Below are 13,936 nucleotides of genomic sequence, written 5' to 3'. Positions count from 1 at the left end.
TCTCTTTCCTGAATTCCTTCCCTACCCCCTCTCCTTTTCTCAACCTGCAGCCGCCCGGAGTACCATTCACTAGCCTCCCTAATAAGCACAATGGCCCGCCAGACAGAATCCGGCGGGCCATTGGATGCGGTGCTACCCCTGTTTACACGTCAAACTTAATCCCCTGAGCCAGGGGCAGCTGGGTGCTGTAGTTGATGGTATTAGTCTGGCGGCGCATGTAAATCCGCCAGGCGTCGGAGCCGGACTCGCGGCCGCCGCCGGTTTCCTTCTCGCCCCCGAAAGCCCCCCCGATTTCGGCACCGCTCGTGCCAATGTTCACGTTGGCAATACCGCAGTCGGAGCCGGCGTGGCTGAGGTAGGTTTCGGTTTCGCGCATGTTTAAGGAGAAGATGCTGGAGGAAAGGCCCTGCCGCACTCCGTTCTGCAGGGTAATGGCTTCCTCAACCCCACCGCTGTACCGGATGAGGTAAAGAATAGGCGCGAAGGTTTCTTCCTGCACCGTGTGGTACTCGTTGCGGGCTTCTACCAGGGCGGGCTTCACGTAGGTACCGGTTTCGTAGCCGGCACCTTCCAGCACTTCACCCCCCATGAGCAGCGTACCTCCCTCCTGCTGCACGGTTGCCAGCGCTTTGCTGAAGGATTCCACGGCGGCCTTGTCAATCAGCGGACCAACCAGGTTGCCTTCCTGCAGGGGGTGGCCGATGGGCAGGTTGGGGTAGATTTTCAGCAGGCGAGCCTTCACATCCTCGTAAATCGAATCGTGAATGATGAGGCGGCGGGTGGTGGTACAACGCTGCCCGGCCGTGCCCACGGCCCCGAACACTACGGCGCGCATGGCCATGTCCAGGTCGGCGTGCTCAGTCAGGATGATGGCGTTATTGCCGCCCAGCTCCAGCAGGGCCCGACCCAGGCGGCCGCCTACGACTTCGCCTACTTTCTTGCCCATGCGGGTGCTGCCCGTAGCCGATACCAGGGGCACACGGCCATCAGCGGCCATGGCCGCGCCAATTTCCGCATCCCCGATAACGAGGTTGAAGATGCCTTCCGGCAGCTCATTTTCTTGCAGCACGTCGCGCAGAATGTGCTGCACGGCCACGGCTACCAGCGGCGTTTTCTCGGAGGGTTTCCAGATGCACACGTCGCCACAGACGGCAGCCAGCATGGCGTTCCAGCTCCACACGGCCACCGGGAAGTTGAAAGCCGAAATAATGCCCACTACCCCCAGCGGGTGGTACTGCTCATACATGCGGTGGGCGGGCCGCTCGGAGTGCATGGTGTAGCCCGTGAGCTGGCGCGAAAGGCCCACCGCAAAGTCGCAGATGTCAATCATTTCCTGCACTTCGCCGAGGCCTTCCTGCAAAATCTTGCCCATTTCGTAGCTCACCAGCTTACCCAGGGCTTCCTTGTTTTCGCGGAGCTTGTTGCCAATCTGGCGCACGATGTCGCCGCGCTTGGGAGCTGGCACCAGCCGCCAGGTCTGGAAGGCCTGCTGGGCCTGCTCCACTACTTTGTCGTAATCCTGGGGGGTAGCCATGGCTACGGTGCCAATCAGGCGGCCATCGGTGGGCGAGTGAATGGCACGCACGTTGCCGCTGGTGGGGCTACCCCATTGCAGGCCGGTGCTCCAGGCGGCGCTATGGGCCTCTATGCCCAGTTCCTGCAGTACCTGCTGAATGCCGTGGGGGTCGTGCTCCTGCACATCGGTACCGGTGGCGGTAGCTTCTTCAAGGGCTTGTTTCATGGAAAGAGAGGGTTGGGTGGGAGTCAAGGGCAACCAGGCGTGGGGCGGCGCGGCGTACCAGCGGGCTGCCATCTGCAAAGCAAGCTATAAAAACTAATACGCCCGGCGCACTGGGTTCTTCCGTGAAGCTCAGCGCCGGCACTGCGGCAGGAGGTACTGCCGGGCCGGCTGTTTCGTTACCGGGTAAGCGCCTATTTTTGGGGCGCGTTATTTCTGCTTTTCATGTCTGCTTCCTACTCCGACTACCTCCAGCTCACGCACCGACCCGATTTGCAGGTGCTGGTTTTACGCTGGCTGCGCGATACTACGCTGCCCGAACTGCAGACCGGCTGTCAGGCTGCGCTGGAGCTGGCCCAGCACCACGGCATCGTGCACTGGGTAGTGGATGTGCGCCGGCGCGTAACCGTTCAAGCCGAGCGCTCGGCTTGGATGTCGGACACATTCCTGCCCGCGGCAGCCGTGCGTCTGCAGCCGGCTCTGCTGCGGGTGGGCTACCTCATTTCGCCTACCCGCCTGGAAACTATTCTGGCCGAACCTGCCGCCCGGCACGCCGCCATTGCCCGCAGCCAGGACCCGACCCAGCCGTACCTGATGCGCATTTTCCTCAACGAATCCGATGTAATGCAGTGGCTGCTGTCGGAGGAGGTAGGGGCCCCTTACGCTTTGCCGGCCTAAAGCCACCGGGCAGACGAGCCGAGCGCCAGCCGCAACACGCCCCCGGAATCCGGATTCGCGGGACGCTGCGTATCTTCACACTATGTCGGATACCGCCTGCACCATCACTTGCCGCCCCGATCTGGGAATCCTGGTAGTTCGCTGGCCCATGCAGGCCGCTCCGGCACAACTGCGGGCCGACTACCAGGCCATCCTAGCGGCCGCTACCCACAACCACCTGAGCCGTTGGCTGCTGGATGTGCGCCGCCGCAACGAGCTGGACCCGGAAATCGGGCAGTGGACCACCCACGAGTTTTACCCCGAGGCGGCCGCCCAGCTGGCACCCCAGCCCCTACGCATAGCCGTGTTGTGCTCCCCGGCGCGGCTGGAAGTGTACAAGGCCGATCCGGCGCAGGAGCAGTACCTGAACTTCGGGCTGGCTCCGGAGCGCACCTACCACATGCACCTCTTTATTGAAGAAGGCCCCGCATTGCAGTGGCTGCTCGGGTAGCAATAGCGGGCTATAGAAAACGAAAACGCCCTCAGCTAAGGTCGCAGAGGGCGTTTTCATTTTCTATAACGGCAGGTTTACTGGGCCTGGCCGATGGGGTAATAGGCTTTGCGGCCATCGGGATATACACCTTCTACCAGGGCGCCATCAGTTTCTTTGGCGGCTTCGAGGTAGCGCTGCACGTCCTGGGGCTTGGTCACCTTGTTCTTATCGATGCGGGTGATGATGAAACCGTCGGCAATGCCGGTTTCGCGGAAGTTGGAGCCTTTGATGCCGTTGATCTTGGCCCCGCCTTCAATACCCAGCTTGCTCTGCTCCTGGCGGCTTACCGGTGCCAGGGTGGCGCCTTCGTACTTCAGGGTCGAAGCTACTTCATCCCGAACGATGTCGGTAGTGCCGGTGGCGTTGCGCAAAGTAGCCGTAGCCACGCGCGAGCTGTTGCCGCGCAGGTAGGTTACTTTGATTTTGTCGCCGGGGCGGAAGCGGGCTACCTGCTCCTGCAGCTGCGAGGAGGTGTTCACCTTCACGCCGTTAATTTCCGTGATGATGTCGCCTTCCTGCAGGCCAGCATCGGCGGCCGAGCTGGTCTTGTTAAAGCCCATCACGTACACGCCGTTCAGGGTAGGCAGCTTTTTCTCCGAGGCCAGGGCAGCATCTACCTCCCGGATTTGCACGCCCAGCAGGGCACGCTGCACGGTTTTGTATTTCAGCAGGTCGTCCACCACCTTGCTCACGATGGAGCTGGGTACGGCAAACGAGTAGCCCTCAAACGAGCCCGTGTGCGAGGCAATGGCCGAGTTAATGCCGATCAGGTCACCGTTCAGGTTCACCAGGGCCCCGCCCGAATTGCCGGGGTTCACCACAGCATCCGTCTGCAAAAACGACTCGATGCCCATGTTGTCCTCGCGACGCAGAATATTGATGTTGCGGCCCTTGGCCGAGATGATACCAGCCGTAACGGTCGAGTTCAGGTTGAAGGGGTTGCCCACGGCCAGTACCCACTCCCCTACTTTCACGTTATCGGAGTTGCCATAGCGCACGAAGGGCAGGTTATCGGCCTTCACTTTCAGCAAGGCCAGGTCGGTGGTGGGGTCGGCGCCCACCAGCTCCGCCTGAAACTTACGCTTGTCGTCCATCACCACCTCAATCTTGTCGGCCTTCTCAATGACGTGGTTATTGGTCACGATGTAGCCGTTGGCGGCGATAATAACGCCCGAGCCCGAACCCTGCTGGGGTCCTTGCTGACGGCCGCGGCCCTGGTACTGATCAAACTCCTCCCCGAAAAACTGGCGCAGGAAGGGGTCCATGCGTGAAAGGTCGCCGCCCTGGCTGGACTTGGGAGCATACTCCGTCATGACGTGCACCACGGCCGGGGTTACGGAAGCAGCGGCAGCCGTAAAATTTAACCCTTCGGGCACGGTGTAAGTGCTATTGCGCAACTCACTGGTGTACCGAACGTTCGGGTCGGCAGCTACGGTTTGGGGCGCAAGGCCGCGCTCCGGTTCCAGCAGCTTGTACCCACCCACGGCCACGCCTCCACCCAGAATGGCGGAACCGAGCAGACCGAGCATCATTTGTTTTGCTTGCATGGGTAAGAAAGAGGTGAGATGAAAGATATCGAGTTGAAAATACAACAGAATCGTGAGCGAACCATGAGGCGGGGCTTTCTAAGCTGCCCGAGCTTCTTGGCTGCTTACCTAACGCTGGATACCTGGCGAATGGTGTCCGGTTGCATGCCTGTTGAAGGAGGAAATAACCCGGTTGGTAGATTACTTGCCTGGTAACGGCCCGCTCCTACCCTTCGGCTACTGGTGTAAGAACACCCGAAACAAGAAAAAAGGCACCAGCAAGGGTGCCTTTTTTCCTGAACTGCCGCGCTTAGCGCACTTCAATCTGATGCTTGGTTACCTTCTTGCTGTCGAAGGGCAGCGACAGGCGGAGCACCCCGTCCTGGAGCTGGGCATCAATGGCGGTTACGTCCACGGTGTCGGGCAGACGGAAGGTGCGGGTAAAGGCCCCGTAGCCCGACTCCACACGCCGGAACTTCGGTCCGTTCTCGGTGGCTTCCGGCGCTTTGCGCTCACCGGTTACCGTGAGTTTGCCCTCGTGGAAGTCAATCTTCACGTTTTCCTTAGCTACACCGGGCAGCATCAGGTGCAGTTCAAAGCCCTGCTCCAGTTCCACAATATCGGCTTGCGGAATGAAGCTCTGAGAAGGCGCGGTTTGCGAGGGCAACGTGTCGCGCAGCATTTCATTGAGTACCGAGCTGAAAGCGCGGGAAGGACGCAGGGCAGGCAGGTTGTTATACAGCAGAGTTGCCATGGTGCTATAGAAGTTTTGAGTTCAGGTTTGAGTGCCGCCAGCAGTGCGGCGACTCCTGTACTCTATAAATTCTATACCAATGCAGCATTACAGCCAATTTGTCATTACTCCGAAAATAATCCGCTGCAGCAAACTTTAGTATTTCGAATAAACACAGCTCATTATCGTTTAAACAAGCATATTCAGCTTTCCAAGACAATGACAAATTGACGCTTTTATAATTTAGCAGGCTGACGAAGCCTTACCATACCTTCCTGCTTGATCCAGCGTCCGCGCATCCGAAGTAGCCTTTCCCTACCCCTGACTTATACCAGGGGGTAGGGAAAGGCTACTTTTCGGCCAGCTCCCGTAGCGTCAGCCAGGCCATCAGGCCGGGGCCGGTTTCCAGGGCCCGGGGGTCAATATCGAAAGTGGGAGTATGCACGGAGGAGGTGTGGCGGCCGCTGCCGTCGGCGGCGGCCGTGCCCAGGCGGTAGAAGCAGGCGCTGGCGGCCTGGCTGAAGTAGGCAAAGTCCTCGGCGGCCATCCACTGATCCAGCTCGACCACATTTTCACGACCCAGATATTCTACAGCGGCTTGTTCAGCGCGGGCCGTCAGGGCGGGTTCGTTCTCGAGGTAGGGGTAGCCCCGGCGGATTTCCAGCTCGCAGGTAGCACCCATGCTTTCGGCCAGGCCCTCGCAGAGGCGGCGCAGGTGCTGGTGAGCCTCGTTGCGCCACTCCTCGTTCAGGGTCCGGAACGTGCCTTCGATATAGACTTCGTTGGGAATAACGTTGGTGGCACCCTGGGCAATTACCTTCCCAAACGACAGCACGGAGGGCAGCTTGGGGTTGGCGCGGCGGCTGACAATCTGCTGGGCCGCCACGATAATATGCGCGGCTACTACTACCGGATCAATGTTCTGCTCGGGCATGGCACCGTGGCCGCCCTGGCCGCGCACAGTCAGGTAGAGCTCATCGGTGCTAGCCATATAGCGGCCGGCCCGCAAGCCTACTTTGCCGGCGGGCAGGCGCGGAAATACGTGCTGGCCCAGCACGCTGGTCGGCCGTGGATTTTCCAGCACTCCTTCCTTAATCATAAGAGAAGCGCCCCCGGGCAGCAGCTCCTCACCAGGCTGGAACATCAGCTTCACGGTGCCTTCAAACTCGTCGCGCAGCTGGGTCAGGATGCGGGCCGCGCCCAGCAGGGAGGCCGTGTGCACATCGTGGCCGCAGGCGTGCATCACGCCGGGGTTCCGGGATTTGTAAGGCACGTCGTTTTGCTCCGTAATGGGTAGGGCGTCCATGTCGGCGCGCAGAGCCACGGTGCGGGAGCCGGGGTTGCGCCCCTCAATGAGGGCCACTACCCCCGTGCCGGCAATGGGCTGAGGCTGCAGGCCCAACTGCCGCAACTGCTCCGTCACGAAAGCCACGGTGTTATGTTCCTGAAACGACAGCTCTGGGTGGGCGTGCAGATGCTCACGCAGGGCTACGGTATCGGCCGCCGTTTCGGCCGCCAGGGTTTTAATGCGGGGCAGTAGATGTTGCATAGCAGTGGCGCAAAGCTGCGGCTTCGCGTGTGGTGGCGGAGAAAAACAGCCGCGGCGGCCTAAGAACCCGGCACCACCGTTCGGGGCCCCGGATTTTAGTGTGCCGATCTGGTTAGAAAGTGGTTTTGTTGATAATCACCTGCGCCGATTCCAGCTCGGCCTTTGGGGCCAGGGGCCGGATGCGCAGCAGGGCCTGCTCTGCTTCTAGGCGGGTGAGGTAGTCGCCAATCCAGAGCCGGAAGATGGGCTGCTTGTAGGTAAGGTAGTCGGTTTCCTCGGGGTAGCGGCTGATGACGGCGCGGCGCACTGCCATAGCTTGCTCCTTTTCCAGACCTACGTAGGCCAGAATGCGGTAGCCCTGGGCGTACTTCACGTTCTGGTTAGTGAAGGCCTGGTCGCGGAGGCGCTGCTCAATCTGGGGGTTGACGTGGTTGGTGGGGGTAACCGGACGGGCAGGGGTAGCAGGCGCAGCGGCTGGCGCTTTGGGCGCGGCAAACACCGGCCGGTACCGGCTCAGATCCTCGGTGGGGGTAGCAGCCGCAGGAGTCCGCCGCGTGGTATCAGGGGTAGCCGTGGAAGCGGCAGGCGCGGCCGGACCCGACGAGGCACAGGCGCCCAGTACAAACAAAGTGGACAGCAGCGGCACGTTACGTAGCAGATGTTTCATGGGAGGGTTCTTCCAGCAAAGCCAGACTATTGGAGGAGCCGATTCGGTCGGCGCCGGCCGCCAGCAGGGCCAGCGCGGCCGTGCGGGTCCGGATGCCACCCGACGCCTTGATACGCACCCCGCCCGGCAACGACCGGCGCATGAGCATAATATCGGCCACGGAAGCGCCCCGGTTGGCAAAGCCGGTGGATGTTTTCACGAAGTCAGCCCCGGCCTCTACGCATAGCTGGCAGGCCGTAATTATTTCTGCCTCCTCAAGCAGGGCCGTTTCAATGATGACTTTAAGAATAGCGCCGCGCAGGTGACACAGCTCCGCCAGCTGCCCTATTTCCTCTTCCACTTCTTCCAACCGCCCCGCTTTCAGTGCCCCTATGTTAATCACCATGTCGAGCTCCGTGGCCCCATCGGCCAGCGCCTGGTGAGCCTCGAAGAACTTCACTTTGGCCAGCGCATAGCCCAGCGGAAACCCAATAACCGTGCATACGGGCACTCCGGTGTTCTGGAGCTGCTCAGCGGCAAAGCGCACGTAGCAGGGCGGCACGCACACGCTGGCGAAGCGGTGGGCCGCAGCCTCCTGGCAGAGCTGGGTTATCTGATCCGGGGTGGCGTCCGGCTTCAGCAAGGTATGGTCGATGGCGGCGGCGAGCTTTTGCGACATAAGAAGGCAAAGGTAACGGACGTGAGCGGCACTAGCGAAGTGACCTGCATGCTACAACAAACAGGCCGCGCTTCCAACTGGAAACGCGGCCTGTTTGCTATTTACCTGCTGGCCGTTAGTCGATCAGCACGGCCCGGTCGTTGAGCAGGTCGTCTTCTACCTGCTTAAACTTCACGTCGCGCACGATACGGCCGTCCATGTACTGCACGCTTACCTTCTCGTTGCGGTTGGCCACTTTCTGCGATTTGGCGGGCTGCTGCTTTTCCAGTACCTGGGCGCCATCCTGCTCCAGATCCTCGGGGCCGGCACCCAGCGAAGCCGACGATACTTCTTTCTCAGCCTTCAGGCGGGGCTGGGGCGGGGCTACGGGCAGCTCGTCTTCGGTGAAATACTCGGGCTCGTCGTAGCCGTCCTGGCCGGCCTGCATGGGCACGTCGGCGCGGAACAGGAACTGGATGGTATCCTCATTGACCTTGCTGATCATCTGCTTGAACAGCTCGAACGACTCGAACTTGTACACCAGCAGCGGGTCTTTCTGCTCGTACACGGCGTTCTGCACCACCTGCTTCAGGTCGTCCATGGCGCGCAGGTGCTTGGTCCAGGCCTCGTCAATCACCGACAGCACCACCACCTTCTCCATGCTCCGGATTACCTCGTGGCCACCGTTACCCTGAGCACGGCGCAGGTTGGCAATGGCCTGAATCTGCTTGCGGCCGTCGGTGAAGGGAATGGCAATATTCTCGTAGGGCGAGTTCTGACCCAGCAAATCGTTGATGAGGGGCAGGGAGTTGCCGGCAATGAACTCGTTTTTCGAGTGATAATAGCCGAGGGCTTCATCGTAGAGGCGCTGGGTGAGCGGGCCGGGCTGCATGCCGGTCAGGTCCTGAGCGGTCAGGTGCGTATCGTAGCCGAACACGCGGATGATGGCCAGCTTGAAGTCCTCGAAGTCGTTGTTGCCTTTGTGGCCGATGACGATGTCTTCGCAGACGTCGTAGATCATGTTCCAGATGTCCAGCTCCAGACGCTCGCCGTGCAGGGCGTTGCGGCGACGCTTGTACACTACCTCGCGCTGGGCATTCATCACGTCGTCGTACTCCAGCAGGCGCTTCCGGATGCCGAAGTTGTTTTCCTCCACTTTCTTCTGAGCACGCTCAATAGAAGAAGTAATCATGGAGTGCTGAATTACCTCGCCTTCTTCCAGACCCATACGGTCCATGAGCTTGGCAATGCGGTCGGAGCCGAACAGACGCATCAGGTTGTCCTCGAGGCTCACGAAGAACTGAGAAGAACCCGGGTCGCCCTGGCGGCCGGCACGGCCCCGCAGCTGGCGGTCAACGCGGCGCGACTCGTGGCGCTCCGTGCCGATGATGGCCAGACCACCGGCTTCCTTGGCGGTGCCGCGCAGCTTGATGTCGGTACCACGGCCAGCCATGTTGGTGGCAATGGTCACGGTGCCAGGGTAGCCGGCAGCCGCTACAATCTCGGCTTCGCGCTGGTTTTGCTTGGCGTTCAGTACCTGGTGCGGAATCTTGCGCAGGTTGAGCATGCGGCTTACCAGCTCCGAAATTTCGACGGAGGTAGTACCTACCAGCACAGGGCGGCCAGCTTGCACCAGCGTCTGGATTTCCTCGGCTACGGCGTTGTACTTCTCGCGAACGGTCTTGTACACCTTGTCGTGCTCGTCTTTGCGGGCAATACCACGGTTGGTAGGAATTACTACCACGTCGAGCTTATAGATTTCCCAGAACTCGCCGGCTTCGGTTTCAGCTGTACCCGTCATGCCGCCCAGCTTGTGGTACATGCGGAAGTAGTTCTGCAGAGTTACTGTGGCGTAGGTCTGGGTGGCGTCTTCCACGCGCACGTTTTCCTTGGCTTCAATAGCCTGGTGCAGACCATCGGAATAGCGACGGCCCTCCATTACGCGGCCGGTCTGCTCGTCCACGATTTTCACCTTGCCGTCGTCGGTGAGGATGTACTGGTCATCCTTCTCGAAGAGGGTATAGGCTTTCAGCAGCTGGTTAATGGTGTGGATACGCTCCGACTTCACCTGGAAGTCGTCCATGAGCTTCTCCTTGGTGTGCAGCTTGTCCTCGGCGCTCAGCTCCTTACTGTTCTCAATAACGGCCAGTTCGGAGCCGATATCGGGCATGATGAAGAAGCTGTGGTCTTCACCCTGACCGGTAATCAGGTCGATGCCTTTTTCGGTCAGCTCGATCTGATTGTTTTTCTCGTCGATGGTGAAGAACAGCGGCTCATCAGCCTTGGGCATCTGGCGCTGGTTGTCCTGGAGGTAGTAGTTCTCCGTCTTCTGCAGAATGGCGCGCATGCCGGTTTCCGACAGGAACTTGATCAGGGGCTTGCTCTTGGGTAGGCCCCGGTAGGCGCGGAACAGGGCCAGCCCACCTTCGCCTTCCTTAGCTCCGTCCTTACCTTCCTTAATGAGGCGGCGGGCATCTACCAGGTACTGCTGCACCTGCTTTTTCTGCTCGTTCACCAGCCGCTCAATGCGGGGCTTAAGCTGATAGAACTCGTGCACGTCGCCGCGGGGCACGGGGCCCGAGATGATGAGCGGGGTCCGGGCATCGTCAATCAGTACGGAGTCCACCTCATCGACCATGGCGTAGTGGTGACGACGCTGCACCAACTCCTGCGGGTCGCGGGCCATGTTGTCGCGCAGGTAGTCGAAGCCGAACTCGTTGTTGGTGCCGTAGGTGATGTCGGCGAGGTAGGCCTGGCGGCGGGCATCTGTGTTAGGCTGGTGCTTGTCAATGCAGTCCACCGTGATGCGGTGGAACTCGAACAAGGGCGCGTTCCACTCCGAGTCACGCTTGGCCAGGTAGTCGTTTACGGTTACCAGGTGTACACCACGGCGGGCCAGGGCATTGAGGAAGGCAGGCAGGGTAGAAACCAGGGTTTTGCCCTCACCAGTCGCCATTTCCGAAATCTTGCCCTGGTGCAGCACTACCCCCCCAATGATCTGCACATCGTAGTGGATCATGTCCCAGGTTACTTCGGCGCCGGCGGCGGTCCACTTGTTGCTCCAGATGGCCTTGTCGCCCTGGATGGTTACGTTGGACTTGCGGCGGGCGTATTCCCGGTCGTAGTCGGTGGCGGTAACTACCAGCTGGCCGTTCTGGGTATAGCGGCGGGCAGTTTCTTTGGCAATGGCAAAAGCCACGGGCAGCACTTCCATGAGTACCACCTCCAGCTCCTTGTTGCGCTGCTTTTCCAGCGTGTCAATCTGATCAAACAGCTGCTCTTTCTGCACGGCGTCGAGCGAGGCATCCTCGTTTACGCGCTGGTGCAGGGCGGCAATCTGGTCGTCGATGGCTTTCAGGTAAGCGTCGATCCGGGCCCGGACTTCATCGGTGCGGGCGCGCAGCTCATCGTCGCTGAGTTGTGCCAAGTTGGCATATTCGGCGTTTACGAGCGCCACGTACGGAACAATCTCCTTCAAATCCCGGTCCGATTTGGTACCGAAAATCTTGGCGACGGTTTTCCCTAGAAAATCAAACATGCTGGTTTACCTTAATTGAAACGCCGGGGCGCTCCCCAAATTTACAGGATTTCTAGCCAAAATCGCCCCATATCATAATCAACAGACAATCTGGCCGGTTCTGCTAGCTACAGGGCAGGCGGCTGCAAGGGCAACTGGTGTAATTTCAGGGCTTCCCACCTCGGGCAGCAACCCAGTTGCTTTGCGCCGGCTCACTGTTGCGGGGGCTGCGCCGGAGCCAGCGCTTCTCTACCAGGTGCCACATCCCGAAAGCCACCAGCCAGATCAGCAACAGCACGCTACCTAACCCCAGCCACGGGGCCGACGTGAAAACGCCCCAGCACACAAACAACTGAATCAGCGGAAAGTGCACCAGATAGACGCCATATGATACGTCGCCCCACTTGCCCAGGGGGAGCTGAACGGGTAGGCGAGTAGCCAGAAACAGCACGAGGCTGGCATAGCAGGCCGGCTCCATCACCTCGCGCGCAGCGTTGTGGCGCAGCAGCAGGAAGGCTACCCCCGTTATCAGCGCTAACCCGCCCAGCCATGGGCCTAGCCGGCGCTCCTGCAGTGTAAACAGGGCCCCCAAGGCGAAAAAATGCAGCATGCCGGGAAACTGCCGGCTGAGCTCGGTTACGGCCCGGGGGCTTAGGCCGGGTACATGGGGTAGCAGCCAGCCCCAGGCCAGGGCTCCCACGTACACCAGCCCCACAGCCGGGTAGGGGCCCAGCCGGCGGCAGAGCCACACCAGCAGCGGCACGCAGGCGTACAGGCACAGCTCTACCTTAATGGTCCAGAGGGAGCCGTTGAGCACCGGCACGAGCTGCTGCCCGAATACGCCCGGCAGGGTAGGCTGCAGAAAATTCAGGAAGATGGCATTGGCTCCCAGGTAGCGGTAGGTAGCCGGGTGCCCCAGGTACTCCCCTACCGGGAGGGTAGTATTCACCAAACCCACCAGCCAAGCCAGCCCCAGGGTCACCAGATACGCCGGATAAATACGTCTAGCCCGTTTTTCGGCGTATTCCCGGCCGCTGGCACTGCTCAGGAAGCTGCGCGTAACTAGGCAGCCGCTGATAACGAAGAAGCCCTTCACTGCAAAATCAGCCGATAATGCCGCCAGAAAAGGCTGAAACGCCGGCAGCCCCGATAGCACCGCCAAATGGCACAGGACCACCGTCAGGGCCAGCCCCAGGCGCACGGCATCGAAGTTGTTTTGCATGGAGCGCAGCTAGAAATAGGGCGCAAAATACAGCCGCCCGCCGCATTCCGTCACCCCACCGTTTTTTGGGCCTCCCCTATCGGGGCGCCGAGGGGCAACGCTTGGGCCAGGGTCTGAAACGAGGAAACCCCGCTACCCTGAGGCGCGGGGTTTTCACGAAAGGAAAAGAGATAAGGGACGGTAAAAGGAATGTGGTGACGCGGTAGCCTAGGAGGCAACGGCCATAGATTCTTCTTCGGGCGAAGCCGCCAGGGTGGTCATCACCTCCGATACGCACTGCTGCAGGCGGTCCTCAACGGAAGGCAGCAGGTTGCCCTGGTGGCTACCCAACACGCTATAGGCCGGACGAGCGGCCGGCAACCCAAAGGCCTGCATAGAGCGGGGCACCACAAACGAAGTGTCCAGGCTGGCCATATCGGCGGCCAGGCGGGCCAAGTCGGCCCAGGTGTAGGCGCCCTGGTTGGCCAGGTGCCATACGCCCCGCTCCTCATCCAGGAGCAGGTCCAGGGACACGTTCACCAGATCCGGCACGTAAGTAGGCGAAATCAGTACATTGTCGGCGGCTTCGAAGGCCTGCTTGCGGTAGCCGGCGTGCAGGGCCGCGTACACGAAGTTATATTCGTCCCAGTGGCTAAAAAATGCGCTGGTGCGCACTACCAGGGCCTGCGGCATGCGCAGCAGCACGTCGCGCTCGGCCAGGCGTTTGCTGTTGCCATATACATTTAGTGGGCACGGAGTGTCGTTTTCCACATAAGCGGCCAACTTACTACCATCGAAGACCAAGTCAGAGGAAAAGGTCAGGAAGTGAAGGTCGCGGTAGGCACAGGCCGCCGCCAGAATGGCCGGCCCGGTCGTGTTCTGGCGGTAGCATTCCCTGAAATCGGTTTCGGCCTCATCTACGCGCACGTAGCCGGCGGCATTTACCACGGCCCAGGGCTGGTAGCGGGTCAGGGTCTTCTCAACAGAAAGCGGATCGGAAATATCCAGTTCCTGGCGGCTCAGGGCAACAAAATCGATGCCCCGTATGGCACAGATGCGCTGGAAAGCCCGGCCCAGGGTGCCGTTAGCGCCTGCAATCAACAGGGGCTGCGCCGGCAGCTGGGCGGTGGACAGGTCACTAAAGTCAAGAATCTGCAT

Annotated in this window: 11 protein-coding genes; 2 read left to right on the top strand and 9 right to left on the bottom strand. The window is 60.4% G+C overall.

The window, feature by feature from the left end; translation table 11 throughout:
• Window positions 1-142: 142 nt before the first annotated feature.
• Window positions 143-1,741 (bottom strand): aldehyde dehydrogenase family protein, encoded by a 1,599-nt coding sequence (locus tag FGZ14_RS18930; RefSeq protein ID WP_139925717.1) that lies wholly within the window; start codon window positions 1,739-1,741, stop codon window positions 143-145.
• 222 nt (window positions 1,742-1,963) lie between these two features.
• On the opposite strand from FGZ14_RS18930, the gene FGZ14_RS18925 reads away from it, so the two are divergent.
• Both FGZ14_RS18925 and FGZ14_RS18920 read left to right on the top strand, forming a co-directional pair.
• Window positions 1,964-2,416, top strand: coding sequence for a hypothetical protein (locus FGZ14_RS18925; protein WP_139925716.1), 453 nt, complete (start codon window positions 1,964-1,966; stop codon window positions 2,414-2,416).
• Between the two features lie 82 nt (window positions 2,417-2,498).
• A complete protein-coding gene (locus tag FGZ14_RS18920; protein ID WP_139925715.1) occupies window positions 2,499-2,906 on the top strand; it encodes a hypothetical protein in 408 nt (135 codons plus the stop codon).
• A gap of 77 nt (window positions 2,907-2,983) precedes the next feature.
• On the opposite strand, the gene FGZ14_RS18915 is transcribed toward FGZ14_RS18920, so the two are convergent.
• The 8 genes from FGZ14_RS18915 to FGZ14_RS22140 all read right to left on the bottom strand — a co-directional run bounded on the left by FGZ14_RS18915 (window position 2,984) and on the right by FGZ14_RS22140 (window position 13,936).
• Window positions 2,984-4,495 carry a Do family serine endopeptidase gene (locus FGZ14_RS18915; RefSeq protein ID WP_257883283.1) on the bottom strand — a complete coding sequence of 504 codons (1,512 nt, stop codon included), beginning with the start codon at window positions 4,493-4,495 and terminating at the stop codon, window positions 2,984-2,986.
• A 289-nt stretch (window positions 4,496-4,784) separates the two neighbouring features.
• Window positions 4,785-5,228: an Hsp20/alpha crystallin family protein gene (locus FGZ14_RS18910; protein WP_139925714.1), complete on the bottom strand. Its 444-nt coding sequence runs from the start codon at window positions 5,226-5,228 to the stop codon at window positions 4,785-4,787.
• Between the two features lie 328 nt (window positions 5,229-5,556).
• Window positions 5,557-6,756, bottom strand: coding sequence for a M20 family metallopeptidase (locus FGZ14_RS18905; RefSeq protein ID WP_139925713.1), 1,200 nt, complete (start codon window positions 6,754-6,756; stop codon window positions 5,557-5,559).
• Window positions 6,757-6,868: 112 nt separating this feature from the next.
• Window positions 6,869-7,423 (bottom strand): sporulation protein, encoded by a 555-nt coding sequence (locus FGZ14_RS18900; protein WP_139925712.1) that lies wholly within the window; start codon window positions 7,421-7,423, stop codon window positions 6,869-6,871.
• On the bottom strand, window positions 7,404-8,081 hold the full coding sequence (gene deoC, locus FGZ14_RS18895) for a deoxyribose-phosphate aldolase (protein ID WP_139925711.1): 678 nt from the start codon (window positions 8,079-8,081) through the stop codon (window positions 7,404-7,406). Before deoC ends, FGZ14_RS18900 begins: the two co-directional genes overlap by 20 nt.
• Window positions 8,082-8,196: 115 nt before the next feature.
• A complete protein-coding gene (secA, locus tag FGZ14_RS18890; RefSeq protein ID WP_139925710.1) occupies window positions 8,197-11,598 on the bottom strand; it encodes a preprotein translocase subunit SecA in 3,402 nt (1,133 codons plus the stop codon).
• A gap of 145 nt (window positions 11,599-11,743) precedes the next feature.
• Complete coding sequence (locus FGZ14_RS18885) at window positions 11,744-12,799, bottom strand: acyltransferase (RefSeq protein ID WP_139925709.1); 1,056 nt, start codon at window positions 12,797-12,799, stop codon at window positions 11,744-11,746.
• Window positions 12,800-13,006: 207 nt separating this feature from the next.
• Window positions 13,007-13,936: an SDR family oxidoreductase gene (locus FGZ14_RS22140; protein ID WP_257883282.1), complete on the bottom strand. Its 930-nt coding sequence runs from the start codon at window positions 13,934-13,936 to the stop codon at window positions 13,007-13,009.

It is taken from the genome of Hymenobacter sp. DG01 (assembly GCF_006352025.1).
In the GTDB taxonomy this organism is placed as follows: domain Bacteria; phylum Bacteroidota; class Bacteroidia; order Cytophagales; family Hymenobacteraceae; genus Hymenobacter.
Note: the sequence above shows the minus strand (reverse complement) of the source record. Positions and strands in the feature narration are given on the sequence as shown.

Coding starts and splice junctions, on each gene's coding strand:
- FGZ14_RS18930 (WP_139925717.1), bottom strand. CDS start 1,741: ATGAAACAAGCCCTTGAAGAAGCTACCGCCACCGGTACCGATGTGCAG.
- FGZ14_RS18925 (WP_139925716.1), top strand. CDS start 1,964: ATGTCTGCTTCCTACTCCGACTACCTCCAGCTCACGCACCGACCCGAT.
- FGZ14_RS18920 (WP_139925715.1), top strand. CDS start 2,499: ATGTCGGATACCGCCTGCACCATCACTTGCCGCCCCGATCTGGGAATC.
- FGZ14_RS18915 (WP_257883283.1), bottom strand. CDS start 4,495: ATGCAAGCAAAACAAATGATGCTCGGTCTGCTCGGTTCCGCCATTCTG.
- FGZ14_RS18910 (WP_139925714.1), bottom strand. CDS start 5,228: ATGGCAACTCTGCTGTATAACAACCTGCCTGCCCTGCGTCCTTCCCGC.
- FGZ14_RS18905 (WP_139925713.1), bottom strand. CDS start 6,756: ATGCAACATCTACTGCCCCGCATTAAAACCCTGGCGGCCGAAACGGCG.
- FGZ14_RS18900 (WP_139925712.1), bottom strand. CDS start 7,423: ATGAAACATCTGCTACGTAACGTGCCGCTGCTGTCCACTTTGTTTGTA.
- deoC (WP_139925711.1), bottom strand. CDS start 8,081: ATGTCGCAAAAGCTCGCCGCCGCCATCGACCATACCTTGCTGAAGCCG.
- secA (WP_139925710.1), bottom strand. CDS start 11,598: ATGTTTGATTTTCTAGGGAAAACCGTCGCCAAGATTTTCGGTACCAAA.
- FGZ14_RS18885 (WP_139925709.1), bottom strand. CDS start 12,799: ATGCAAAACAACTTCGATGCCGTGCGCCTGGGGCTGGCCCTGACGGTG.
- FGZ14_RS22140 (WP_257883282.1), bottom strand. CDS start 13,936: ATGCAGATTCTTGACTTTAGTGACCTGTCCACCGCCCAGCTGCCGGCG.